The 24,738-nt window shown below is 67.5% G+C and carries 26 protein-coding genes; 6 read left to right on the top strand and 20 right to left on the bottom strand.

From position 1 onward, the window contains the following. Positions 1–124: 124 nt before the first annotated feature. Positions 125–1,387, bottom strand: a complete 1,263-nt coding sequence (gene purD, locus KF941_RS15390) for a phosphoribosylamine--glycine ligase (protein WP_214273859.1) — start codon at positions 1,385–1,387, stop codon at positions 125–127. 110 nt (positions 1,388–1,497) lie between these two features. On the opposite strand from purD, the gene xseA reads away from it, so the two are divergent. Together xseA and KF941_RS15380 are read left to right on the top strand one after the other, a co-directional pair. Further along, positions 1,498–3,057, top strand: a complete 1,560-nt coding sequence (gene xseA / locus KF941_RS15385; protein ID WP_214273858.1) for an exodeoxyribonuclease VII large subunit — start codon at positions 1,498–1,500, stop codon at positions 3,055–3,057. 123 nt (positions 3,058–3,180) lie between these two features. Continuing rightward, positions 3,181–3,504, top strand: a complete 324-nt coding sequence (locus tag KF941_RS15380) for a 2Fe-2S iron-sulfur cluster-binding protein (protein ID WP_024844753.1) — start codon at positions 3,181–3,183, stop codon at positions 3,502–3,504. Positions 3,505–3,521: 17 nt separating this feature from the next. Here the strand turns inward: KF941_RS15380 and KF941_RS15375 are convergent, their stop codons facing one another. From KF941_RS15375 to KF941_RS15335, 10 genes are all read right to left on the bottom strand, one after another. Continuing rightward, positions 3,522–4,169: a hypothetical protein gene (locus KF941_RS15375; protein ID WP_036754071.1), complete on the bottom strand. Its 648-nt coding sequence runs from the start codon at positions 4,167–4,169 to the stop codon at positions 3,522–3,524. An 84-nt stretch (positions 4,170–4,253) separates the two neighbouring features. Beyond that, positions 4,254–6,074 carry a translational GTPase TypA gene (gene typA, locus KF941_RS15370; RefSeq protein ID WP_214273857.1) on the bottom strand — a complete coding sequence of 607 codons (1,821 nt, stop codon included), beginning with the start codon at positions 6,072–6,074 and terminating at the stop codon, positions 4,254–4,256. A gap of 77 nt (positions 6,075–6,151) precedes the next feature. Then, entirely contained in the window at positions 6,152–6,286 is a 135-nt protein-coding gene (locus KF941_RS28370; protein ID WP_255469680.1) for a hypothetical protein, read from the bottom strand. A 42-nt stretch (positions 6,287–6,328) separates the two neighbouring features. Further along, positions 6,329–6,757 carry a TIGR01244 family sulfur transferase gene (locus tag KF941_RS15365; RefSeq protein ID WP_036754001.1) on the bottom strand — a complete coding sequence of 143 codons (429 nt, stop codon included), beginning with the start codon at positions 6,755–6,757 and terminating at the stop codon, positions 6,329–6,331. Positions 6,758–6,869: 112 nt separating this feature from the next. Then, positions 6,870–7,553: a phosphoglycolate phosphatase gene (gene gph, locus KF941_RS15360; protein ID WP_036754003.1), complete on the bottom strand. Its 684-nt coding sequence runs from the start codon at positions 7,551–7,553 to the stop codon at positions 6,870–6,872. Then, positions 7,554–8,105 (bottom strand): thioredoxin family protein, encoded by a 552-nt coding sequence (locus KF941_RS15355; protein WP_214273856.1) that lies wholly within the window; start codon positions 8,103–8,105, stop codon positions 7,554–7,556. 429 nt (positions 8,106–8,534) lie between these two features. Continuing rightward, the gene (locus tag KF941_RS15350; protein WP_214272532.1) at positions 8,535–8,831 is read right to left on the bottom strand and encodes a hypothetical protein; all 297 of its coding nucleotides are present in this window, start codon (positions 8,829–8,831) and stop codon (positions 8,535–8,537) included. Further along, positions 8,831–10,459 carry an IS66 family transposase gene (locus KF941_RS15345; RefSeq protein ID WP_214273635.1) on the bottom strand — a complete coding sequence of 543 codons (1,629 nt, stop codon included), beginning with the start codon at positions 10,457–10,459 and terminating at the stop codon, positions 8,831–8,833. Before KF941_RS15345 ends, KF941_RS15350 begins: the two co-directional genes overlap by 1 nt. Positions 10,460–10,521: 62 nt before the next feature. Next, the gene (gene tnpB / locus KF941_RS15340; protein ID WP_214272531.1) at positions 10,522–10,869 is read right to left on the bottom strand and encodes an IS66 family insertion sequence element accessory protein TnpB; all 348 of its coding nucleotides are present in this window, start codon (positions 10,867–10,869) and stop codon (positions 10,522–10,524) included. Continuing rightward, positions 10,866–11,294: a transposase gene (locus KF941_RS15335; protein ID WP_214272530.1), complete on the bottom strand. Its 429-nt coding sequence runs from the start codon at positions 11,292–11,294 to the stop codon at positions 10,866–10,868. The genes tnpB and KF941_RS15335 overlap by 4 nt, the downstream gene beginning before the upstream one ends. Before the next feature lie 519 nt (positions 11,295–11,813). On the opposite strand from KF941_RS15335, the gene KF941_RS15330 reads away from it, so the two are divergent. The 3 genes from KF941_RS15330 to KF941_RS15320 are packed head-to-tail and all read left to right on the top strand — an operon-like array spanning position 11,814 to position 13,413. After that, complete coding sequence (locus KF941_RS15330) at positions 11,814–12,311, top strand: hypothetical protein (RefSeq protein ID WP_214273855.1); 498 nt, start codon at positions 11,814–11,816, stop codon at positions 12,309–12,311. Next, complete coding sequence (locus KF941_RS15325; protein WP_072464197.1) at positions 12,308–12,853, top strand: hypothetical protein; 546 nt, start codon at positions 12,308–12,310, stop codon at positions 12,851–12,853. The genes KF941_RS15330 and KF941_RS15325 overlap by 4 nt, the downstream gene beginning before the upstream one ends. Before the next feature lie 8 nt (positions 12,854–12,861). Further along, the gene (locus tag KF941_RS15320) at positions 12,862–13,413 is read left to right on the top strand and encodes a hypothetical protein (RefSeq protein ID WP_214273854.1); all 552 of its coding nucleotides are present in this window, start codon (positions 12,862–12,864) and stop codon (positions 13,411–13,413) included. Here KF941_RS15320 and KF941_RS15315 read toward each other — a convergent pair. The 9 genes from KF941_RS15315 to iolD form a co-directional block, all read right to left on the bottom strand. Continuing rightward, on the bottom strand, positions 13,385–14,707 hold the full coding sequence (locus tag KF941_RS15315; protein WP_240540443.1) for a hypothetical protein: 1,323 nt from the start codon (positions 14,705–14,707) through the stop codon (positions 13,385–13,387). The two genes, KF941_RS15320 and KF941_RS15315, sit on opposite strands and share 29 nt — an antisense overlap. 146 nt (positions 14,708–14,853) lie before the next feature. Then, the gene (gene iolB / locus KF941_RS15310) at positions 14,854–15,648 is read right to left on the bottom strand and encodes a 5-deoxy-glucuronate isomerase (RefSeq protein WP_214273852.1); all 795 of its coding nucleotides are present in this window, start codon (positions 15,646–15,648) and stop codon (positions 14,854–14,856) included. Then, positions 15,645–15,839, bottom strand: a complete 195-nt coding sequence (locus KF941_RS15305) for a hypothetical protein (protein ID WP_072464193.1) — start codon at positions 15,837–15,839, stop codon at positions 15,645–15,647. Before KF941_RS15305 ends, iolB begins: the two co-directional genes overlap by 4 nt. 26 nt (positions 15,840–15,865) lie before the next feature. Further along, on the bottom strand, positions 15,866–17,776 hold the full coding sequence (gene iolC, locus KF941_RS15300) for a 5-dehydro-2-deoxygluconokinase (protein ID WP_214273851.1): 1,911 nt from the start codon (positions 17,774–17,776) through the stop codon (positions 15,866–15,868). 61 nt (positions 17,777–17,837) lie between these two features. Continuing rightward, a complete protein-coding gene (locus KF941_RS15295) occupies positions 17,838–18,971 on the bottom strand; it encodes a Gfo/Idh/MocA family oxidoreductase (protein WP_214274595.1) in 1,134 nt (377 codons plus the stop codon). Between the two features lie 17 nt (positions 18,972–18,988). Then, positions 18,989–20,047 (bottom strand): sugar phosphate isomerase/epimerase, encoded by a 1,059-nt coding sequence (locus tag KF941_RS15290; protein WP_214273850.1) that lies wholly within the window; start codon positions 20,045–20,047, stop codon positions 18,989–18,991. A gap of 2 nt (positions 20,048–20,049) precedes the next feature. Further along, the gene (locus tag KF941_RS15285) at positions 20,050–20,862 is read right to left on the bottom strand and encodes an SDR family oxidoreductase (protein WP_214273849.1); all 813 of its coding nucleotides are present in this window, start codon (positions 20,860–20,862) and stop codon (positions 20,050–20,052) included. Further along, positions 20,859–21,752 carry a myo-inosose-2 dehydratase gene (gene iolE, locus KF941_RS15280; RefSeq protein WP_214273848.1) on the bottom strand — a complete coding sequence of 298 codons (894 nt, stop codon included), beginning with the start codon at positions 21,750–21,752 and terminating at the stop codon, positions 20,859–20,861. The genes KF941_RS15285 and iolE overlap by 4 nt, the downstream gene beginning before the upstream one ends. Beyond that, the gene (gene iolD / locus KF941_RS15275; RefSeq protein ID WP_214273847.1) at positions 21,753–23,624 is read right to left on the bottom strand and encodes a 3D-(3,5/4)-trihydroxycyclohexane-1,2-dione acylhydrolase (decyclizing); all 1,872 of its coding nucleotides are present in this window, start codon (positions 23,622–23,624) and stop codon (positions 21,753–21,755) included. Between the two features lie 104 nt (positions 23,625–23,728). Between iolD and iolG the strand changes: the two genes are divergently transcribed. Further along, positions 23,729–24,736: an inositol 2-dehydrogenase gene (gene iolG, locus KF941_RS15270; RefSeq protein ID WP_214273846.1), complete on the top strand. Its 1,008-nt coding sequence runs from the start codon at positions 23,729–23,731 to the stop codon at positions 24,734–24,736. Positions 24,737–24,738 lie beyond the last annotated feature (2 nt).

Below are 24,738 nucleotides of genomic sequence, written 5' to 3'. Positions count from 1 at the left end.
GCAAAAAACACGCCCCCGGCATTTTCCCGACTCGAAACCCTCGGGGGGCGCTGCCGCCCCGCACCGCCCCCGAACTTCTTCGTTCTTCAAATACCCATGCACCCCGTGCCGCTGGCGCGGCGGCTCAAAGCGCGCGCCAGCCGATGTCGCGCCGGCAAAAGCCCTCTGGCCAGTCGATGCCGTCGACAAGCGCATAGGCGCGGGCGTGCGCATCGGCCAGCGCCGCGCCGCGCCCGGTCGCGGCCAGCACCCGGCCGCCGGTGGCGACGATCTGCCCGTCACTCCGCGCGGTCCCGGCATGGAAGACCATGCGGAAGCTGTCCTCGGCCAGCGCATCCAGCCCGCGGATCACGCTGCCCTTCTCATAGCTGCCGGGATAGCCCCTGGCGGCCAGCACCACGGTCAGGGCGTGGTCGTCGGCCCAGCTGACCGTCATCCTGCCGAGCCGGCCCTCGGCGCAGGCCAGGATCAGGTCCAGCGCCTGCGCGCCCAGCCGCATCATCAGCACCTGGCATTCCGGGTCGCCGAAGCGGACATTGTATTCCACCAGCCGCGCCCGGCCGTCCTCGATCATCAGCCCGGCGTAAAGCACGCCCTGGAAGGGCGTGCCGCGCCGCGCCATCTCGGCCACGGTCGGGCGCACGATCTCGGCCATCACCTGGTCCTGGATGTCTTGGGTCAGCACCGGGGCGGGGGAATAGGCGCCCATGCCGCCGGTGTTCGGCCCGGCATCGCCGTCGAAGGCGCGCTTGTGGTCCTGGGCGGTGCCGATGGGCAGGCAGTCCGTCCCGTCGCAGAGGACGAAGAAGCTCGCCTCCTCGCCGGCCATGAACTCCTCGATCACCACCTCGGCCCCGGCCGCGCCGAAGGCGCCGCCGAAGGCGTCGTCGACGGCGGCGACGGCCTCTTCCTCGGTCATGGCCACGGTCACGCCCTTGCCGGCGGCCAGCCCGTCGGCCTTGACGACGATGGGCGCGCCTTTCTCGCGGATATAGGCGCGCGCCGGCTCGGCCGCGTCGAAGCGCGCCCAGGCGGCGGTCGGCGCGCCGCAGGCGTCGCAGACCTCCTTGGTGAAGCTTTTCGAGGCCTCCAGCATCGCCGCCGCCCTGGAAGGGCCAAAGACCAGGATGCCGGCCGCGCGCAATTCGTCGGCGACACCGGCCGCCAGCGGCGCCTCGGGGCCGATCACCACCAGGTCGATGGCGTTTTCCTCGCAAAAGCCGATCACGGCGGGGCCGGACAGGATGTCCAGCTCGGCCAGCCGCGCCAGCGGCTCCATCCCGGCATTGCCCGGCGCCACGAACAGCCGGTCGCATTTCGGATTCTGCCGGATCGCCCAGGCCAGCGCATGTTCGCGCCCGCCGCTGCCGAGGATCAGGATGTTCATGCGGAAAGGCCCCTTTGCGAATGGTCCCGCGCCTTCTAGGAACTGGCCCGCGCCGGATCAATACCCCAAGCCCCTTGATCCTGCCCGCGGCCCGCGCCACAACCGGGGACATGGAACTCTTCGAAGACGCAGCCCCCAGCAATATCCACGAATTCACCGTCTCCGAGATCTCGGGCGCGGTGAAGCGCGTGCTCGAGGGCGAGTTCGGCCGCGTCCGCGTGCGCGGCGAGATCGGCCGCGTCTCGCGCCCCTCGTCGGGGCATGTCTATTTCGACCTCAAGGACGACCGCGCGGTGATCGCCGCCGTGACCTGGAAGGGGCAGGCCGCGCGGCTCTCCACCCGCCCCGAGGAGGGGATCGAGGTCATCGCCACTGGCCGGCTGACGACGTTCCCCGGCCAGTCGAAATACCAGCTCATCGTCGAGGAGATCGAGCCTGCCGGCGCCGGCGCGCTGATGATGATGCTGGAGAAGCGCCGCAAGGCGCTGGCGGCCGAGGGGCTGTTCGACGAATCGCGCAAGCGCCCGCTGCCCTATCTGCCGCGGGTGATCGGCGTCGTCACCTCGCCCTCGGGCGCAGTGATCCGCGACATCCTGCACCGGCTCCGCGACCGCTTCCCGACACGGGTGCTGATCTGGCCGGTGGCGGTGCAGGGCGAGGGCTGCGCGCCGCAGGTCACGGCCGCGATCCAGGGCTTCAACGCGCTGCCCCAGGGCGGGGCGATCCCGCGCCCCGACCTGATCATCGTCGCGCGCGGCGGCGGCAGCCTGGAAGACCTGTGGGGCTTCAACGAGGAGGCGGTGGTCCGTGCCGCCGCCGCCAGCGAGATCCCGCTGATCTCGGCCGTGGGGCACGAGACCGACACCACGCTGATCGACTTCGCCTCGGACCGCCGGGCGCCGACGCCCACCGCCGCGGCCGAGATGGCGGTGCCGGTGCGCGCCGAACTGGCCGCCCGGCTGGCCGAGATCCGGGCCCGGATGATGCGCGCGGCCCAGGCCCGCAACCAGCGCCAGCGCCAGCGGCTGACCGACCTGGGCCGCGCGCTTGGCCGACCACAGGCGCTGACCGATCCGGCCCGGCAACGCTTCGACCTGTTCGCCGAGCGGCTGGAGCCGGCGCTGCGCGGTTTCGTGCGTGCCCGCCGCGACCGGCTGAACGCCCTGCCGCTGTCGCTGTCGGCGCTGCGCACCATGCTGCGCAGCCGGCGCGAGGCGTTGCAGGCGCAGGGGCAGCGGCTGCCACTTTGCCTTGCGCGGCTTGGCCGGAGCCGGGCCGAGCGCCTGGCCGAGCTGGGCAGCCGGCTGGAGCGTGCCCGCGCGCGGATGCTGGCCGATGCCGCGCGCCAGACCCGGCGCGACCGCGACATGCTGGACCGGCTGGCCGCAAGGCTTGCCGCCGCCGCCGCGCGCATGCTGCCGCCCCGCCGCGAGGCGCTGGAGCGGCTGGATCGCCTGCGCCAGACGCTGGGCTATCGCGAGACCCTGCGCCGCGGATTCGCCGTCGTGCATGGCCCCTCGGGCCTGCTGACCCAGGCGGCCGAGGCGGCGCAGACCCCGCGCTTCGAGATCGAGTTCCTGGACGGCCGGCTGGCGGCGCGCCCCGACGCGCCCCCGGCAAAGCCCGCCCGCAAGCCGCCCCAACCCAAGGGGCAGAAATCGCTTTTCTAGGCGGCCCGGTCCGAGGACAGGCGCTGGCGGGTGCGGGTGGGTGCGGGAAACCGCCGCGCGGGCGGGGCTTTTCTCTGGCGGCGCGATGACCTATCTGCGGCATGAAGCGCAAGGAAGGCACCCATGGCCAAGATCACTTACATCGAGCACAACGGCACCGTCCACGAAATCGACGTCAAACCCGGCATGACCGTGATGGAGGGCGCGCGCGACAACGGCGTGCCCGGCATCGACGCGGATTGCGGCGGCGCCTGCGCCTGTTCGACCTGCCATGTCTATGTGGCGCCGGAATGGGTGGACCGGCTGCCGCCCAGGGATCCGATGGAAGAGGACATGCTGGACTTCGCCTGGCAGCCCGATCCGGTGCGCTCGCGCCTGACCTGCCAGATCAAGGTGACGCCGGAACTCGACGGTCTGGTGGTGAACCTGCCCGAACGCCAGATCTGAGCGGACCGGCCCGCCGCTCAGGCCTTTTCGCTGGCGGCGGGTGCGGATGCGGGCGCATTGGCCCGGACCAGATTACCCATGAACTCGGTGAAGATCCGTTCGGCAAGTTCGCGCGTCGAGCGGCCGTCGCCGTCGAACCAGGGATCGGTGCTGCGGGTCACGAACATCATGTTGCCGCCCTTGACCAGGCAATGCAGCATCATGGTCGAGATCTCGATGTCGGTATCGGGGGACAGGATGCCCAGCCGCTGCGCCTCGGACAGCTTGCGGTGATAGAGGTCGCGCATCGAGCTGGTGTAGCGATGCAAGGCGCTGTCGGGCTTGATCGGGCCGCAAAGCCCATCGACCAGAAGCCGGAACAGCGTCGGATTGGCCTCGGCCCAGCCCAGATAGCTGTGGGCGATCGAATGCATCTGTTCGATCGGGTCGCTGGTATTGGCCTGGATCACGCCCTCGCGCAGCGCATCGTTGAGCAGGGTGACGGCGTGATAGATCAGCCCCTCATGCAGTTCCTCGGTCGAACTGAACATGCTGCGGATCTCGTCCTCGCTCGCCTCGGTGCGCGGGGCAAGCTCGGCGAGATCCACGGGAAGCTGACCGGTTTCCTCCAGATGCTGCTGGGCGGCGAAGATCAAGCTTTGATAGATATTGCCCCGGCCTTCCATCAGCCGCTCCTGAAACAATTCGTCTCAAATCTAGCAGAGTTTTTCCGCCGCGAAAGCCTGTAATCCCAAGCGGCGGAAAGAAGCTCAACCCTCGGCGCGGGACTGGCGCTTGCGTTCGTGCGGGTCCAGGTGACGCTTGCGCAGGCGGATGCTTTTCGGCGTGACCTCGACCAGCTCGTCGTTGTCGATATAGGCGATGGCCTCTTCCAGCGACATGCGCACCGGGGGCGTCAGCCGCACCGCCTCGTCCGTGCCCGAGGCGCGCACGTTGGTCAGCTTCTTGCCCTTGAGCGGGTTCACTTCCAGGTCGTTGTCGCGCGAATGCTCGCCGATGATCATGCCCTGGTAGACCTGTTCCTGCGCGCCGATGAACATCTTGCCGCGCTCTTCCAGGTTCCACAGCGCATAGGCGACGGAAACCCCGTCCTCCATGGAAATCAGCACGCCCTGCCGGCGGCCCTGGATCGGGCCCTTGTAGGGCGCCCAGCTGTGGAAGATACGGTTCAGCACGCCGTTGCCGCGGGTGTCGGTCATGAACTCGCCCTGATAGCCGATCAGCCCGCGCGAGGGCACATGCGCGACGATGCGGGTCTTGCCATGGCCTGCGGGCTTCATCTCGACCAGGTCGCCCTTGCGGGCGCCGGTCAGCTTGTCGATCACCGCGCCGGTGTATTCGTCGTCGACGTCGATGATGGCTTCCTCGATCGGCTCCAGCCGGACGCCGTCCTCGTCGCGGAAGATCACGCGCGGGCGCGAGATCGACAGCTCGAACCCCTCGCGGCGCATGTTCTCGATCAGCACGCCCATCTGCAATTCGCCGCGGCCCGAGACGACGAAGGCGTCGCCGCCCGGCGTGTCCTCGACCTTGATGGCGACATTGGTCTCGGCCTCTTTCATCAGCCGTTCGCGAATCACCCGCGACTGCACCTTGTTGCCGTCGCGGCCCGCCAGCGGGCTGTCGTTGATGCCGAAGGTGACGCTGATCGTCGGCGGGTCGATGGGCTGGGCGGGCAGGGGGGTCTCCACCTCGGGCGCGCAGAGCGTATCGGCCACGGTCGCCTTGGACATGCCGGCGATGGTGACGATGTCGCCCGCCACCGCCTCTTCGATGGGCTGCTGGTTCAGGCCGCGGAAGGCCAGCACCTTCGAGATGCGGAACTGCTCGATGCGCTCGCCGTCGCGCGACAGCGCCTTGATCGTGTCGCCGGCCTTGGCGCGGCCGGCCTCGACCCGGCCGGTCAGGATGCGGCCGATGAACGGGTCGGCGCCCAGCGTGGTCGCCAGCATCTGGAAGGGCTCGTCCTGGCGCGCGATCTGCTTGGGCGCCTCGACATGGCGCAGCACCAGGTCGAACAGCGCCGACATGTCCTTGCGCGGCCCTTCCAGCGTCTCGTCGGCCCAGCCGCCGATGCCCGAGGCGTAAAGATGGGGGAAATCAAGCTGTTCGTCGCTGGCGCCCAGGTTCGCGAACAGGTCGAACACCTCGTCCAGCGCCTTGTCCGGGTCGGCGGCGGGCTTGTCCACCTTGTTCAGCACCACGATGGGCCGCAGCCCCAGGGCGAGCGCCTTGGAGGTCACGAACTTGGTCTGCGGCATCGGGCCCTCGGCGGCATCGACCAGCAGGCAGACGCCATCGACCATCGACAGGATGCGCTCGACCTCGCCGCCGAAATCGGCGTGGCCGGGCGTGTCCACGATATTGATGCGGGTGCCCTTCCACTCGACCGAGGTCGCCTTGGCCAGGATGGTGATGCCGCGCTCGCGCTCGATGTCGTTGCTGTCCATCACGCGCTCGGCCACGGCCTGGTTTTCGCGGAAACTGCCCGATTGCTTCAGAAGCTGATCGACCAGGGTCGTCTTGCCATGGTCGACATGGGCGATGATCGCGATATTGCGGATGTCCATAGGGGGCCTTTTTCAGAATTTGCGCCCCCGGTAACGCAGAGGGGCGCGAAAGGCCAGCGCCAATCGCAGGCCCGATGTCAGCGCAGGCCCAGGAGCCCGAGGATGAACAGCACCACGACGACAAGGCCGACGAGATAGATGATCGAGTTCATGACGGATTCCTCCCCTGGGCCGGCCGGGCGGGAGATCCGCCCGATCGCTGGCTGTCGCATGGGAAACCCGCCGCGGCGGCCAAGGTTCCAGCCCGACGGCAATCAGGCATCCGGCGGGGCCAGTGATTCGATGAGCGGCCGGATGCCCGAAAGGTCGTAGCCGGCTCGAGCCGCGGTATCGAGCAGGTCGGCAACCGGCTCCTGCCCGGCGCGGGCCAGCGCCCAGAGCACGGTCGAGCGGTTGCCGGACCGGCAATAGGCCAGCTTGGGTCCGGGCGTGGCCAGGGCCTCGGCCTGGGCCGAGATCATCTGCGGCGTGATCTGGCCGGGGGTGAAGGGGTTGAAGTGATATTCCATCCCCGCCGCCTCGGCCGCCGCGCGCATCGCCTCGTGATCCTCGTCCGGGCCGACCTCTTCGTCGGGGCGGTTGTTGATCAGCACGCGAAAGCCGGCCTCGGCCAGGGCCGGCAGATCCTCGGGGCGGATCTGGGCCGCGACGGCCAGGTCGGGGGTCAGTTGTCGAAGGTCCATGCAGGGTTCCCTTGGCTGCGGTCGGGCCGCGACGGCGGCATGTGGCGACGGTTCCTTGCGTTTTGCCGTTCTGTCAAGCGCCATGGCGCCGGACGGGCCTAGCCGACCGCGCCTAGCCGACCGCGGACGTCTCTTCGACCAGCAGCGGCAGGTGGGCGAAATCGTCGAAGGTGCCGTGATGCGTCATCTGCTCGACCGGGGTCTTGCGATAGCCGCGGGTGAACAGCAGGAAGGGCACGCCGGTGTTGCTGGCGCATTCCTCGTCGAATTCGCTGTCGCCGACATAGACCCCGCGCAGCCTGTCGGGGTCGGCGCCCAGCCCGGCGAAGGCCGCGCGCAGGGGCGCCGGATCGGGCTTGCGCTGGGGCAGGGAATCGCCGCCCACCACGGCGCCGAACAGCTGCGCGATGCCGAAATGGTCCAGGATCGCCCGCGTCGGCCCCAGCGGCTTGTTGGTGCAAAGCCCCAGGGGATAGCCGCGATCGGCCAGGATCCCCAGCGCCTCGGCGACATTGGGATAAAGCCGGGTCAGGCCGGTCGCGTCGTGATAGCGGGTCATGAACGAGGCGACCAGGTCGCGATGCGCCTCGACCGGCAGCGCGGTGGTGCCGATGACGCGCCGCCACAGCAGGTCGACGCCGCCGCCGACGAAGCCGCGCACCTGGTCCAGCGTCAGGGGCGCCACGCCATGCAGGCGCAAGACCGCGTTCACGCAGGCATGGATGTCGGGCACGCTGTCGATCAGCGTGCCGTCAAGGTCGAAAACCACGGGGCAGGGGGCAAAGCAGATGTTCATTCAAGCCTTCCATTTGATCGAGCAACCCATCGAGGCCACCTGTTCGCGCGGCCCCTGCCCGGTTTCGGCGATCTGCGCCATGGCCGCGAACAGTTCGCGCGGGACGTCCGGCGGTGCCGGATTGCGGCCCGAGGCGTCCAGCCTGCCGCGATACTGCAATTCGCCCGCGGCATTGTAGCCGAAGAAATCCGGCGTGCATTCGGCGCCATAGGCGCGCGCGACATCCTGGCTTTCGTCATAGAGATAAGGAAAGGTGAAGCCGTGTTTCCGGGCCTCGGCCTTCATCTGCTCGGGCCCGTCCTGGGGATATTCGCCGACGTCGTTGGCCGAGATCGCCACGACGCCCACGCCCAGCTGCTGCAATTCGGCGGCGTCGCGCCGGATGCGGTCGATGACGGCCTGCACATAGGGGCAATGGTTGCAGATGAACATGACCAGCGTGCCGCGCGGCCCGGCGATGTCGCCGAACGAGAACATGCGCCCATCGGGATCAGGCAGGGTGAAGTCCGGCGCCCTGGCACCGAAATCGCAAACCGGAGGACGAACGGCCATGGGCTCTCCTTGCTCGTGACCGCCGCTGGGTCTTGCGGGCGGTGGCTGTGGAAATTTGCGGTGGATTCGTCTGGCAGACTATGATGCGGAAAAGCGGAAAGGAAGTGCCTGCGCCGGACCTGGCCAATAGGTCGCAGGTCGCATGGGGCTTGTGCGGTTGGGTTTGGGGTTGATTTTACTTACATAAGACGGATTATCAGGGAAATTCAATCTTAAGGGGTGGATTCTATTTTGAATCGCGACAAGCCATGGTTTTCAGGCAGTTGCAATTCAAGGAGAAGCCCTCTTGGCCTCGCATCTCAGCTTCGATGAACGGGCACGGTCGGCCGGACCCCCGTGGTCAATGTCTCGCTTGGCTATCCAGAGGACATCCGGTGGGGTGTCCATGGAAGCAGACCTTACCGTGCACCAGGTGTAACCGCCCGATTGTTACCGCGGCGACAGTGCCTTGATGCGGGCGACGAGTTCCGCGTCATCGACAAAGTCGTCGAGGAACGCGTGCCAGGTTTCGGTGGTGATGCGCGCGTCCCTGAGCATGTCTTTCAGTTCATCGATACCGTCATCGGTCAGGGCGGTGACGGTGTCATCCGGGCCGGTATAGACGCTGATGATCGAGCCATAGGTCAGGTTGTCGTCGTTGTAGACGATGGCTTTGAGAAGCTCGGGGTCTTCGCCCAGCATCTTTGCGACGTAGTCGAGGGTGCAGACGTGGGTGACGGTTGCCATCAGGCGGCCTCGTGCAGGGCGGAGGGCAGCGGCGACCAGTTCCAGGGCAACAGATCGTCGAGCCGATTGATCTTGTGATCGTGGATGCGGGCCAGGATGTCGGCCAGATAGGCTTGGGGATCCAGGCCGTTCATCTTGGCAGTTTCAATGAGCGTCATGGCGCGGGCCAGCGTTTCGGCTCCGGTATCCGCACCGGCGAAGAGCCAGTTGCGGCGCCCGACACCGATCGGGCGCAGCGCGCGCTCGGCAGGATTGTTGTCGATCGCCACCCGGCCGTCCTCAAAAAACAGGCTGAAGGCGTCCCGACGGCTCAGCCCATAGCGGAAGGCCTTGGCCAGATCCCCCTTGCCGCGGATCCGCGGGAGCTGCTGCTCCGACCAGGCGAAGAAGGCCTCGACCTTCGGGGCACTGTGTTTCCGGCGCGCGGCAAGGCGGATATCAGCGGGATGGCCGGTGATCTCTCGCTCGATGTCGTAGAGTGCGCCGATGCGGTCGAGCGCCTCGCGGGCGATCGCGGATTTGGTCTTGTCCCATTCGTCATGGAAGTCCCGCCGCAGGTGGGCCCAACATGCGGCCTCCCGCAGGCGCGGCGTCCCGTCTGGGTCCGGGTCGTAGAGCTTGGCATAGCCCTTGTAGCCATCGGCCTGGAGAATGCCGCGGGTCCGGGCCAGATGGCGATGAACGTGCTCTTCCTTCCAGTCGGGCGCGAAGGCATAGACCGCGCCGGGCGGTGAGGCGCCTGCCCAAGGGCGCTGATCGCGGACATAGGCCCAGATCCGGCCCTTCTTCACCCCCTTGCCCAACCCCTTGTCGCGGCCCGCGCGATCCAGCACCCGGATCGGTGTGTCATCGGCATGCAGCAGGTCGCTGGCCATCACATCCACCTCGATCCGTTCGATCAATGGGGCCAGCACCCTCATTGCCCGACCGCACCAGTCGACCAGTGTGCTGTCGGGGATGTCGGCGCCCATCCGGGTGAAGATCTCATGCTGGCGATAAAGCGGAAGGTGGTCGTCGAACTTGGAGACGAGGATATGCGCCAGCAGGCCCGGGCCTGCCATGCTGCCGGGGATCGGGCGGCTGGGGGCCGGAACCTGCACCATGCGCTCACAGCGGCGGCAGGATTTCTTGAGCCGGGCGATCTGCACGACCTGCAACTGCGCCGCGATCAGATCCAGCATCTCGCTGACATCCTCGCCCACCAGGCGCAGATCACCACCGCAATCGGGGCAGCAACTGCCGGGATCCAGCTCTTGCCGCTCGCGCGGCGTGCTGTCCGAGACTCGGGGGCGTCGGCGGGATGGGCGGTCACCGCCTTCATCGGTGGCTGACGTTTCCAGCACATCATCGCCCTGACTGTCATCCGGAACTGAGGTCTCACTTTCGGCCGTTGCGATCAGCAGATCCTCCAGCGCCAGTTCCAGTTGCTCGATCTCGCGTTCGATCTTTTCCGAGGACTGGCCGAAGACCTGCTTCTTCAGCTTGGCGATGCGCAGTCGCAGGGTCTGGATCAACTGGTCATGGGCGCGCAGCGTGGCCGAGATCTTCGCGTTTTCCGCCTGCAACGCCACGATCAGCGCCTTCAGAAGCGCCGGGTCATCGGGAAGGGTCTGGGCCGCATTCGACATGCGTCCGACTACCACAGGGCAGCGATCCTGACCATAAAAACGAGGTGTTTCAGCAGGATAAATCAGCCCACCCGGGCCGGCGGCGCGCCCCAATCCGGCCTACGCCAATCAATGCCCTCCCACAGCATCGCCAACTGCGCCGAGGTCAGGCGAACCGCACCATCACCACGTGTAGGCCAGGGAAAGCGGCCCTTTTCCAGCACCTTGTAATACAGGCAGAAGCCTTGCCCGTCCCAATGAAGCAATTTCAACCTGTCGCCGCGACGCCCACGGAATGCAAAGACCGCACCGCCGGTCGGCTTCTGGCGCAGAACATCCTGGGCAAGTGCAGCCAGCCCGGTGATCCCCTTCCTCATATCTGTCACGCCGCAGGCCAGATAGACACGAACGCCGGTTCCCGGCCCGATCATGCCCCTTCCACCGCACGGATCACATGTGTCAGCGTCACGGTATCCAGAGCCGGATCGAAGCGCAGGCAGCGACCATTCGCCAACTGCAACTCGATCTGGGCAGGCCGAGGCGTTCCTGCGCAGATGGCCGCTGACTGCATCACCAATTCCGTGGGCCGGTCCAGTTCAACCGGCAGAAACAGCGCCTCCGGAGACGCCGAAACCACGCCCTTCTTCTTCAGTTGGTGCCGCCAGGCATAGATTTGCTGCCGTGTTACATCGTGCCGCTGTGCAACCTGCGTCACTGTCGCCCCGTCCACGCCGACCGACAAAACGATCTCGAGCTTCTCCTCGTCGCTCCACCGCCGCCGCCGCTCCAGTCCAAGAATATCGCCCCGCATCCCCACACCCGCATAAGACACGTCATTAACGACGTCACTATGCATGTGCCTTAATCCATCAGCCCAAACTCAGGCAGGCGGTAACAATCGGGCCGTTACCACCAGGTTCGCGTCTAGTCGGTTCTTTTCGTCGCATTGGGAAGCACAGGCGCGGTCGTGGTTCTCGCTGGGATCAGTCTCGACGCATCCTGGCGGCTAATATGGCGGCCAAGCGCAGGGCTTCGAGCGGGTTTTCCAGCGTCCGGAGCACATTGTGTAGGCTGACCGATATGTCCTGGGCGGTACCTACGGTCACAACCAGGTCGAGGCCTGTTACAAGCCCTTTGTCGCAAAGACCGGCATCACCATCGCCTCGCTGGACAGCGACGACCCGGCGACCCGACGCCGTCCCGCTGCCTCGTGTTGACGATGCCGGAAGGCCGGATTCCGCCGACCGTCTGCCGATGAATCTTGTGTTGGCGCGGGGGCCTGGGCCTTAATCCCTGCATGACGGAAACGCGGCGGACCTCTCTGTTTCGGCGTCTGAGGCTACGACTGGCCGCCTCGATCGGGGTTGCGGCTGCGGTGCTCGTCGGTCTCTGGCTCCAGGTCGAGGAGGCAAGGGCGCCACGGGATCCGCCCGAGGTCGCGGCCGGCGAGCCGGTCGATCTGGGCCGGGTCGAGATCACGCCGCTGGCCTTGACGCTGGCACCGCCCAGGCGCGAGGGCGAGCCCGAGCGGCTGCTGCTGCGCGCCCGGCTGCTGAACCTGACCGGAGAGAGCCAGGTCGCCGTCTTCGGCTTTCCGCCGCACCCGCCCGAGCTTGCCGCCGGCGGCGTCGCCTGGCCCGAGCCGGAGATCACGCTGGACCGCGATGGCGAGTTGCTGGTGCAGCTGCATCCGCGCCTGGCCGAGCGGGTGACGCTGGCCTGGCAGGTGCCGCCGGACTGGCAGCCCGGCCCGGTCTCGCTGACCTTCCACCGGCAGACCTTCAAGCTCAGGGACAATCTCTATGGCAAGGCGAGCTGGCTGCTGTTCCAGCCTGTCGCCCGCATGTCCATGGTCCCGGAGGGGGCGCCATGATCCGCGCCGGCAGCATTGCCCTCGTGCTGGCCGGGGCCGCGCTGCTGGGCGCGATGATGCAGACCGCGCCCGACTACAACAGCGTCGTGCAGCCGTTCCCCAGTGCCGTCGCGGCGGGCGCGACGGGCGAGGCGCGCAGCTTCCGCGCCCGCTTCACCGGCCTGCGCCTGGCCGATCGCATCGCCTTTCGCCGCTATGGCCGCGACCTGGTCCGCGACAGCGACGGCGTGTTCCTGATCGCCGAGATCGAGGCCGAGGCCATTGGGACCTCGCAACGCCTCGACGCCGTCTGGCAGGGCGCGAGCGGGCGGCGCTATGCGCTGTCCCGTCGCGCCGAGGACATTCCGCGGGGGCTGGAAAGCCGCTGGTTCCAGCCCGGCCTGGGCAACCACGCCGTTGCGGTCTTCGAGCTGCCCGAGGACGAGGTGGCGGGGGGCGCGCTGGTGCTGACGGGCAGCTTCACCGCGGTTTTCGACAGCGCCCTGCACCTGGCCCCGCCGGCCCTGCCCGAGCGCCAGCCGATCATCCGGTTCGAGCCATGAGACCTCTCATGAGACATCTGCTGTGGATCCTCCTTGCCGCGGTCCTGCTGCTCGCCAACGTGGTGGTCGGGGGCTGGACCGAGATCACCGACCTGCGCCGCGCCCGCGAATGGCGGGTGGTGCAGGCCGGCGAGGCGGGGGCCGAACTGCGGGGCGTGCATGTCCGGGTCGATCAGGTCTGGGCGGGAAGCGCGCCCAACCTGTCCGAGCGGGCGCTGGTGCTGGTCCGTCTGGCGCTGCGCGGTCCCGAGGCGGCGCGGCAGGGCTGGGCCGGTTGCGACATCAGCCTGCGCGACGCGGCGGATCGGGTCTGGCTGCCGCTGATCAGCGCCGATTCCGAGGGTGCCGTCCGGGTGCTTTCCCCTGACGGCGAGAACAAGGGGCGCTGCAACCCCATTCCCTATGACGCGCCGCCGGACGGGCAGGAGTTCCTGTCGGACCAGCTTTTCCTGGTGCCCTCCGAATTGCTGAAGGGTGCGCGGCTGCGCGTCTCGGCCTGGGGGACGCGGCCCGAGGCGCTGGAATTCGCGGTCAAGCCGGTTCTGCGCGATCTGCAGTAGCGGCGCGGGCCGCCTGCGCCCGTCCGGCCAGCTCCAGCCCGGCGGCAAGGATGCAGAACTGCAGGACGCAGACCACCACGCCCTGCTGCGGCTGGCCCGGCGCGCCGAACAGCAGGCCCAGCGGATATTGCGCCACCTGCCAGACCGACAGGTCCTGCGGCCCGATCAGCCCGGCCAGCCCGACCCAGGCCCAGCGGCCCGCCCAATCGGCCAGCCGCCACAGCACCAGCACCGAGACGGTCAGCGCGAAGCCCGCCGACCCGGCCAGCAGTACGCCGTTCGCCACCGCATGCCAGCGCTTGACCAGCCCGGCCCAGAAATGCCCGAGGAAGTCGGTCAGCGGCTTTGGCAGCCCCTGCCAGCGGTCCAGCACCTTGCCGGCTGATCGCCGCGTTTCCTCGGCCATCATGTTCAGGTCGTGGCCATAGACGATGGCGCCGAGGTTGAACCAGATCAGCGGCAGCAGCGCATACCAGAACAGCCGCTCCAGCCAGGGCCACGGCTGGAAGACGGGCGGCCAGTCCACCGGGCGGCGCGCGGCATCGACCACCTCGGCCGCGGCCGGCGGAAACAGGTTCTGCCAGAATTCGCCCGGCGAGGGCAGCTGGGCCAGCCATGCGACGAAGCCCTCCTGCCAGCCCGAGATGACGTAAAGGCCCAGCACCGCCCAGCTCGCCTCGCAGGCGACGACCAGCAGCGGCCAGATCCCGGCCTCGCTGCGCTTGTGCATGGCCTTGGCGCCACGCCGGACAGCCCAGATCAGCAGCACGGCCACCACCACCCAGAGCGTGCTCTGCACCTCGAGCGCGGTGGGCGCCCGCTCGGGCGAGACGTCCGAGAAGTCGATGCGCTCCATCGAGGTGGAAAGGAACGCCTTGGAATAGTCGCGCAGCGTGTTCCCAAGCAGGCCCCAGCCGGCATAATAGCCGTAGAACGGGATCAGCACCGCCAGAAGCGCCCCGGCCAGCATGCCGATGCCCGGAGCTTCGGCAGCGTCTTCCCCGGCGCCCGGCGCCTCGCGGCGGCGCCTTGCGCGAAAGCGCAGCACCGGCAGCCCGTCGCGCAGGATGACGAACATGGCGACGAACAGCACCAGCTGCAGCAGGATCACCGGCACCAGCGCGATCAGCCCAGCCAGCCGGTCGGCGAAGCCGATCTCGACCGCCAGCATCATCAGCACGGTGCCCAGCAGCCCGCCCGCCAGCCAGGTGGCGGCCAGCACCGCGCCGTAGTTCCGAAACAGCCGCGCCGCCAGCAGGACATGCTGGCGCAGGATATGCAGATCCCCGGTCATGGCCGCAGGATTGCAGGATCGCCCGCGCATCGCAAGCCGGGTTCAGGACTCGGCGTCGTCGGCGTGGGCGGCCAAGGCCACTCGGCTCCGCCCCCCACATTGATCAGGATCGCGACCAGGATCATTGCAGGCATCCATCACCCAGCCTAAAATAGATGTTCGACCTCCGGCGCCGGGACGAAGCGCCAGTTCCTGCGCGACCCGGCCATGACGTTGAGGTAGTAGAGCTCGAAGCCGTATGGGGCGCCGCAGGGGTGGTGGCCGCGGGGGACCAGGGTGACGTCGCCGTCGCGCACCGCCATAACCTCGTCGAGGCTGCCGTCGTCGGTATAGACCCGCTGCACCGCCCAGCCGGTGGCCGGGTTCAGGCGGTGGTAATAGGTCTCCTCCAGGTAGGTGATGCGGGGGAAGTCGTCCTCGTCATGGCGATGGCTGGGATAGCTCGACCAGTGGCCGGCGGGGGTGAAGACCTCGGTGACCAGCAGGCTGTCGCAATAGTCCTCGGCCTCCATCGCGATGTTGTTGATGAAGCGGGTATTGCTGCCTTCGCCGCGCTGGGTCAGGACGATTCCCGCGGGGCCGATGCGGCGCGCCGCGTGCCCGCCTTTCCCCGGCGCCGAGCAGACGGCGATGGTGCAGTCGGTCTCGGCCTCGGCAGTCCAGTCCCGGCCGTTCGGGACATAGAGGCAATGCGGTGGCGTCTTCTCGAAGACATCCATCCGGTCCCCCAGCACGCCCCAGTCCTGCCCGGCGGCCCGAAACCTGGCCTTGCCCTCGACCATGACCAGGATGACCTCACGGTCCCCAGTGGCCTCGGCGGCGGTTTCTCCGGCGCGCAGGCGGTAGAGCGAAAAGCCGACGTAACGCCAGCCGGCGGATTGCGGGGTGATCTCATGCACCTTGCCATGGCTGCCGAAGGGGCGGCGCAGAAGTGGGCTCATGTCTTGTCCTCCTCGTCGGGGGCGAATGTCACGAAGAAGCGCCAGCCTGCGTAAAGCCCGATGGCGACAAAGATCGCGCCGAAGAAGGGCGCGCCCGAAAGAAATTCGAACAGCCCCCAGCCCAGGGCCAGTGCGACCAGCAGCAGCCGGATCCAGAACGGGCGATAGAACATGTCGTCAAGATCGAACATTGTCAGACCTTTGGGTTCAGATCAGGTCAGCGCGCCTTTTCGCGCGCCTCGTCCCAGATCTTGCACAGGTTTTGATAGCGTTCGGCCATCTCCTCGACCGCCGCTGTATCATCCATATCACCCTTCAGCCATTGCCGCGCCACCGCGCCGAAGATCGTGCGGCCGACGGCAAAGCCCCTGACCAGTTCGAAGCCGGCCGCGACCTGGAAGCTGGCGCGCAGTTCCGCCTCGGGCGCGTCGAGCCCCAGCACCACGATGCCGCGGGTGTGGCGGTCGTGCTCCTCGATCGCGGCGATGGCGTTGGCCCAGGCCGCGCGGGTCTGCATCGGCTCGAGCTTCCACCAGTCGGGATAGACGCCGATGGCGTAGAACTGCCGGATCAGCGTCGCCGTGGTGTCGTCATCGACCGGGCCGACCTTGGAGGGGATGATCTCCAGCAGGAATTCCAGCCCGTTGCGCCGCGCGGCCGTGAACAGGCGCTTGACCGTGGCCTCCTGCGCGGCGCGGGTTTCCGCGTCATCATCGGGATGGCAGAAGCACAGCACCTTGACCACCTGCTCGCGCGCCCAGGCGCCCAGCCCGCCGCAATCGGGGCCCAGTTCCGGCTCCAGCTGCAGCGGCCGCGAGCCCGGCCATTCGCAGGGCCGCCCGATCCAAAGCCCCGTCCCCGAGGCCGCATGCAGCGCCCGCCGCCCGATGCGGTCGTCGCAGAGGATGCCATGGCCCGGGCGCCCGTCGGCGACCTTCAGGGCGGCTTGCAGGCACAGCTCCTTGAACGCGCCGCCCTTTGCCGGCGCATAGCCCGGCATCTCTTCCAGCTGGACACGATGGTCGAAGGCGAAGACCCGCATGGTCGACCAGTCGCCGCCCATCCGGCCCTGGCGGTTGGTTGACCAGTGGATCTGCTCCAGATCGGCATCGTTGCGCAGATCCGGCCGCAGCACCCCGCGCCTGAGGAAGAATTCCAGCTCCGCCAGCGACGGATAGGCCGGCGTGCAGCCGTGGCGCGAGACCGCGAAGGCCCCGCAGGCATTGGCGTATTCCAGCGTGCGCGGCCAGGGCTCGCCGTCGAGCCAGCCCTTCATCAGCCCCGAGAAGAAGCCGTCGCCCGCCCCCAGCACGTTGAAGACCTCGATGGGGAAGCCGGGGCCGGCCTGGCCTTCGTCGAGGCTGTCCGGGATCGCGCCCTCGAAGGCCACCGCGCCCGCTGCGCCGCGCTTGCAGACCAGCGTGGCGGTGCTGACGGCGCGGACCGCGCGCAGCGCCGCGATGGTGTCGGTCGAGCCGCCGGCGATGTGGAACTCCTCCTCGGTGCCGACGATCAGGTCGAAAAGGTGCAGCGTGGATTGCAGCTTTTCCGTCACCGCGGCGCTTTCCACGAAGCGGCTCTCGCCCGCGCCATGCCCGGCCACGCCCCAGAGGTTCGGGCGGTAGTCGATGTCGAGCGCCGTCCGCGCGCCGTGCTTGCGGGCCAGCGCCAGCGCCTTCAGCACCGCCGCCTCGGTGCGCGGATGGCTCAGATGCGTCCCGGTCGCCAGCACCGAGCGCGCCTCGGCGATGAAGCCCTCGTCGATGTCGTCCTCGCTCAGCGCCATGTCGGCGCAGTTCTCGCGGTAGAAGATCAGCGGGAAGCTGTCCTCGTCGCGGATGCCCAAGAGCACCAGCGCCGTCAGCCGCTCGGGGTCGGTGGCGACGCCGCGGGTGTCGACGCCCTCGCGCGAAAGCTGCTCGCGGATGAACCGGCCCATGTGCTCGTCGCCCACCCTTGTGATCACCGCCGAGCGCAACCCCAGCCGCGCCGTGCCGCAGGCGATGTTCGTCGGAGAACCGCCGATATACTTCGCAAACGACCCCATGTCCTCCAAACGGCCGCCGACCTGCTGGCCATACAAATCGACCGACGAACGGCCGAGCGTGATTAAGTCTAGCGTCTTCATGGTTCCCCCTCCCCTGACCGCTTTGGCGCGATGTGCGGCCCCCACGCAGGGGCCGCTGCCGTCAGACCGCCACGGGCGTCAGCCAGGGCTGGCCCTCGGCCTCGTGGCTGTCCACGACCGCCTCGACGAAGGCCACGCCCTTCAGCCCGTCATAGGCCAGCGGCAGGTTCTGCCCCAGCAGGCTGGGCTCGCGCCCTTCTTGCCGGGCGCGGATCGCCTCGGCGAAACCGGCATAAAGGTTGGCAAAGGCCTCCAGATAGCCCTCGGGATGGCCGGGGGGCGTGCGGATGCGCAGCTTGGCGTCCTCGGACAGGTCGTCCGCGCCGCGCTTGATGATCTGCACCCGGCCGTCCAGCGGCGTGAAGACCAGCTCGTTCGGCTGCTCCTGGAACCATTGCAGCGAGCCTTTTTCGCCGAACACCCGCAGCCGCACGCCGTTGGAATTGCCGATGGCCACCTGCGAGGACCACAGCAAGCCCCGCGCCCCGCCCTGATAGCGCATCATCACATGGGCGTTGTCGTCCAGCGCCCGGCCGCCGACGAAGGTCGCCAGGTCGGCGGTCAGGCTTTCCAGCGTCAAGCCGGTGACGAAGCCCGCCAGGTGATAGGCATGGGTGCCGATATCGCCGATGGAGCCGCCGCGGCCGTTCTTTTTGGGATCGGTGCGCCAGGCGGCCTGGGCATTGCCCGACTGCTCGATGGCGGTCGCCATCCATTCCAGCGGATATTCGACCTGCACCGTGCGGATCGCGCCCAACTCGCCGCGGGCGACGCGGACGCGGGCCTCATGCACCATCGGATAGCCGGAATAGGTATAGGTCACGCCGACGAAGCGGCCGCTCTCGCGCGCCAGCTTTTCCAGCGCCACGGCATCCTCCAGCGTCGCGGTCAGGGGCTTTTCGCAGATCACGTCGAAACCCGCCTCGATCAGCGCCTTGGCGATCGGGTAATGGGTGAAGTTCGGCGTGCAGATCGCCACGGCATCGACGCGATCCTCGCGCCCGGCCTCGCCCGCGATCAGTTCCGCATAGGTGCCATAGCTGCGTGCGGGGTCCAGCCCCTGCGAGATCGCGAAGGCGCGGCCACGCTCGGGATCGACGTCAAAGGCCCCGGCCACCAGCTGCCATTGCCCGTCCAGCCGCGAGGCGAGGCGATGGATATTGCCGATATAGGCGCCCTGCCCGCCGCCCACCATTCCAAGACGCAACATGGTCATTCCTCCAGTCCGAGCATGGCCCGGTTGGCGCTGCGATTGGCGCCGGATTTCACGAAATCGTCGAAGGCGCGGTCCGACACCCGGAGGATGTGATCCGCGATGAACTGCGCGCCTTCGCGGGCGCCGTCCTCGGGGTTTTTGACGAAGCATTCCCATTCCAGCACCGCCCAGCCGTCGAAGCCATGGGTCGTCAGCTTGGTGAAGATCGCCCCGAAATCGACCTGCCCGTCGCCGGGCGAGCGGAAGCGGCCCGCGCGCTTGCTCCACGGCTGATAGCCGCCATAGGCGCCGGACTTGCCGTCCGGGCGGAACTCGGCATCCTTGACGTGAAAGGTCTTGATACGCTCGTGGTAGTGGTCGATGAAGGCCAGGTAATCCAGCGCCTGCAACACGAAATGGCTGGGGTCATACATCAGGTTGGCGCGGGGATGGTTCCCGACCTTCTCCAGGAAATATTCCCAGCTATGGCCGTCATGCAGATCCTCGCAGGGGTGGATCTCGTAGCAGACATCCACGCCATGCGCGTCGAAATCATCGAGGATCGGCATCCAACGCCTTGCTAGTTCGTCGAAACCTTCCTCGACCAACCCCTCGGGCCATTGCGGATAGGGGTAAAGGTAGGGCCACAGCAGCGCGCCCGAGAAGGTCACGTGCCGGTCGATCCCCAGCCGCTGCGAGGCGCGGGCGGCGAAACGCAGCTGCTCCTCGGCCCAGGCGCGGCGCGCGGTCGGGTTGCCGCGCACATGTTCAGGCGCGAAGCTGTCCATGATGACGTCATGCGCCGGATGCACCGCCACCAGCTGGCCGGTGATATGCGAGGCGAATTCGGTGATCTGGAGCCCGTTGTCGGCCAGCATCCCCTTGATCTCGTCGCAATAGGCATCGCTTTCGGCGGCCTTCGCCATGTCGATCAGGCGCGTGTCCCAGGTCGGGATCTGGACGCCCTTGAAGCCCTTGTCGGCCGCCCATGTCGCCAGGCTGGGCAGCGAGTTGTAGGGCGCGTCATCGGCCGCGAACTGGGCCAGGAAGACGCCCGGCCCCTTGATGGTCTGCATCGTCATGCCTCCAGTTTGGCCGCCGGGACCGGCGCGTCGTCATAGCCGCCATGGACGGACTGGTCGAAGGGGATCACCGCCCCGGTCATCATGCCGCTGTCGTCGGACGCCATCCACAGGACGGCGCGCGCGACTTCCTTCGGGTCGAGGATGCGGCCAAAGGGCTTCTGCGCCGCCGCGCGGTCGATGAAATCGGGATCGCCCGTCTCCGACAGCACCAGCGCGCGTTCGTGGTCCGAGTTCATCCAGCCGATGTCCAGCTGGTTGACGTGGATGCGATGGCGCATCAGCGCGAAACCGGCATGACGGGTCAGCGTCGCCAGCGCCCCCTTGGAACCCGCATAGGGTGCGAGAAAGGGTTGCCCGACAAGCGCGGACATCGAGCCGATATTGACGATGCGACCCTCGATCCCCTCGCGGGTCATCACCTTGGCCGCGTCCTGCATCAGGAAGAACGGCGCGCGGGTGTTGACCGCAAACATGCGGTCGAAGAGTTCCGGCGTGGTGTTCAGCATATTGCCCCGGTCGGTCAGGCCGGCGGCGTTGACCAGAATGTCCACGCGGCCGAAGCGCTTGTCGGCGGCGGGGATGATGGCCTGCACATCCTCGATCCTGCCCAGGTCGGCGGCGACCATCTCGACCGGAACGCCGGTCGCAGCCGTGATTTCGGTCGCGACCTTTCGGCCCTTGTCGACGCCTCGGCCGACGATCACGATGCCTGCCGCGCCCGCTTCGGCAAAGAGCCGCGCGATGGCCGCGCCAAGCCCCTGCGTGCCGCCGGTGACGACGGCGATCTTTCCATCGATGCGGTTCATTTCACCACCTCATAGCCTGCCGCCGCCATCACGCGCAGCAGCTCCTTGTGCCCCTTTTTCGCCATCTCCAGCGGGGGATTGGCGACGGGATCCTGCTCGGCCTCGACCACGAACCAGCCCTCGTAGCCCTTGGCCGCCAATGCCTTGACGATGGCCTCGAAATCCAGCGAGCCATCGCCCGGAACGGTGAAGGCGCCCTTGATGACGGCATCGAGGAAGCTTTCGCGCGTCCGGTCCAGCCCGTCCACGACCGTGCGGCGGATGTCCTTGGTATGGACATGGCTGATGCGGGCATGGTGGTTCTCGATCACCCGCATCACGTCGCCGCCGGCAAAGGCCATGTGGCCCGCATCGAACAGCAGGGGCACCGAGGAATGCTTCATCAGCAGGTCGAGCTCTGCCTCGGTCTCGACCGCAGCCGCCATGTGGTGGTGGTAGGAAATCGGCATCCCCTGCCCCGCGCACCAATCAGCGAAATCGCTGATCCTGCGACCATAGGCGGCCATCTCGGCCTCGGTCAGCTTCGGCTTGGTAGCCAGCGGCGCGGAACGCACACCCTGGATGGAGCGTGCGGTTTCGCCATAGACGATGCAGGGCGCGCCGGCGGCGATGAAGAACGCCATCTGCTGCGCGATGCGGTCCTTTTCCACCTCGATATCGCCGTCCAGCAGCAGGCCCGAGAACCAGCCGCCGCAGACCGAGATGCCGAAACGGTCGAGGATCGGCCCCAGTTCGGCCATGTCCATCGGAAAGCGCCGGCCGGTCTCCATGCCGGTGAAGCCGGCCTCTGACGCCTGCCGCAGGCATTCCTCCAGGCTGACGTCATCGGACAGTTCGGCCAGGTCGTCGTTCCACCACGCGATCGGCGCGATGCCAAGTTTCGCTTTCATTTACACACCCAGGCGCTGCGCTTCGCGGATCTTTTCCTGCGCCGCACGGGCGGCGCGGACGGTTTCGAAATTCGAGATCTCGGGCACGCCGACGTCCCAATCCGCATCCCCCGGCACCCATTTCCAGGCATCCGAGACGATCGAGACCACCGTCACCCCGTCATGGGCCAGCGCATCCCGCATCGCGCCCTCCAGATCGGCCAGGCTTTCGGCCTTGACGGCGCGGGCGCCCATCGCCTCGGCATGTTTCACGAAATCGACATGCAGCGGGTTGTCGCGGTTCCGGATCCGGCAATCGGCCAGCAGGTTGTTGAAGCCCGGCACGCCCTTGGCCTGCTGCAGCCGGTTGATGACCGCGAAGCCGCCGTTGTCGCAGACCACCACGACCATCTTGTGCCCGGTCAGCGCCGCCGAATAGATGTCCGAGTTCATCATCATGTAGGTGCCATCGCCCAGCATGACGATGGGCGTGCCGCCGATCGCGCCCGGCCCCTCCTGCGCCATGGCGCAGCCCCAGCCGGCCGCGATCTCGTAGCCCATGCAGGAAAAGCCGAATTCGCAGTCGAAGGTGTTCGGGTTCTTGACCCGCCAGCCCTTGGTCACTTCGCCCGGCGTGCCGCCCGCCGCGGCGATCAGCGTGTCGTTCGGCCCGGCGACCTTGTTCAGCACGCCCACGACCTGCGCATAGGACGGCACCAGTTCGTTGGTCGGCGCCTGATGGTCGTCCAGCAGCTTGTTCCATTCGGCGAACAGGGTCTTGGCGCGCTTCATCAGCCCGGCATCGGCCGCGTAATCGCCAAGCGCCGCATCCAGCTCGCCGATGGTTTCCAGCGCATCGCCGACCACCGCCAGCGACCGATGCTTGACGGCATCGAAGCGCGCCGCGTTGACCGAGATGAACCGCGCATCCTCGGCGAAGGCTGTCCAGGAGCCGGTGGTGAAATCCTGCAGCCGGGTGCCGATGGCCAGGATCACGTCGGCCTCTTTCGCCAGCGCATTGGCCGAGGTCGAGCCGACGATGCCGATGGGCCCGGCATGGACCGGATGGTCATGGGTCAGCGCGCCCTTGCCGGCGATGGTCTCGACCACCGGGATGCCGCGCTTGGCGGCGAAATCCGCCAAGGCGTCCTCGGCCAGCGAATAGCGCACACCGCCGCCCGAGATGATCAGCGGCCTCGATGCCGTTTTCAGCAGTTCGGCCGCCGCCGCGACCGCGTCGCGGTCGGGACGCGGGCGCGGAATCGACCAGACGCGCGGTTCAAAGAAAACCTCGGGGTAATCATAGGCCAGTTCCTGCGTGTCCTGCGCCAGCCCGATGAAGGCCGGGCCGCAATCGGCGGGGTCCAGCATGGTCGCCACCGCCTGCGGCAGCGACTGGATCAGCTGTTCGGGCAGCGTGATGCGGTCCCAGTAGCGCACGACCGATTTGAAGGCATCGTTCGCGGTGATGGTCGGGTCGCCGAAATGCTCGACCTGCTGCAGCACAGGATCGGGCAGGCGATTCGCGAAGGTGTCGCCGGCGATCAGCAGCACCGGCAGCCGGTTCGCCATGGCGACGCCCGCCGCCGTCACCATGTTCAGCGCCCCCGGCCCGATCGAGGTCGCGGCCACCATCAGTTGCCGGCGACGCTTGGCCTTGGCGAAGCCGATGGCGGCCAGCGCCATGGACTGTTCGTTCTGGCCGCGCCAGGTCGGCAGTTGGTCCTGCACCTGCTCCAGGGCCTCGGAGAGGCAGGTCACGTTGCCATGGCCGAAGATGCCGAAGACGCCCGCGAACAGCGGGACCCGCGCGCCCTCGATCTCGGTGAACTGGTTGCAAAGGTAACGAACAAGGGCCTGGGCCATGGTCAGGCGCACGGTCTTGCGTGGCATCTCGCCTCCTCCTGCGGATGGTGTTTTCCGAACGATACGGAATGATGATTGACAATGCAATAGTTCTGCAATGATTATTGCGAAACGAATTTCGGGAGGAACCCATGACAGGAATCGCCGTCCTCGGCACCGGCCGCATCGGCCGCATGCATGCCGAAAACATCGCCGCCCATCCGCGCGCCCGGCTGGCAGGCGTCTATGACATCCATGCCCCCGCAGCCGCCGAAGTCGCAGCCCACCTGGGCGTGCCGCAATTCGATTCGGTCGAGGCGGCGCTGGCCTCGGCCGAGGTGGATGCGGTGCTGATCGCCAGCTCGACCGCCACCCATGCCGATCTGATCGAGCAGTCGGTCGCGGCGGGCAAGGCGATCCTGTGCGAAAAGCCCATCGACCTGTCGCTGGACCGGGTAAATGCCTGCGCAACGAAAATTGCCGGCACCGGCCTGCCGATCATGCTGGGCTTCGTGCGCCGCTTCGACAGTGGCCATGCCGGGGTCCGGCACGCCATCGAATCGGGCCGGATCGGCGAGTTGCATCAAGTCACGATCACCTCGCGCGATCCGGGCATGGCGCCCGACGCCTATATCGAGGCCTCGGGCGGCATCTTCCGCGACATGACCATCCATGATTTCGACATGGCCCGCTTCATCCTGGGCGAGGAAGTGACCGAGGTCAGCGCCACCGGCTCGCGCCTGGTCGACCCGGCCCTGATGCAGCGCTGCGACGATTACGACACCGTCACCGTTGTCCTGAAGACCGAATCGGGCAAGCAGGCAATCATCACCAACTCGCGCCGTGCCGTCTATGGCTACGACCAGCGCGTCGAGGCCTTCGGCAGCGCCGGCATGGCGATTTCGGAAAACCGGACGCTGGATCAGGTGCGGCTCTATGGCGCGGAATTCACCGACCGGGCCGCACCGCTGAAGAATTTCTTCATCGACCGCTATGCGGATGCCTTCGCGGCCGAGATCGGCGCCTTCGTCGATGCCATCGAACAAGGCAAGCCGGTGCCTGTCGGGTTCGAGGACGGCAGGCAGGCGCTGCTGCTGGCCGAGGCCGCGATCCGTTCCGCCGCCGAGGGCCGCACGGTCGCAACCAGGGAAATCGCATAAGC

Source organism: Paracoccus sp. pheM1 (genome assembly GCF_018499825.1).
In the GTDB taxonomy this organism is placed as follows: domain Bacteria; phylum Pseudomonadota; class Alphaproteobacteria; order Rhodobacterales; family Rhodobacteraceae; genus Paracoccus; species Paracoccus versutus.
The sequence above is the reverse complement of the archived record's forward strand: the minus strand, read 5'-3'. Positions and strand labels throughout refer to the sequence as shown.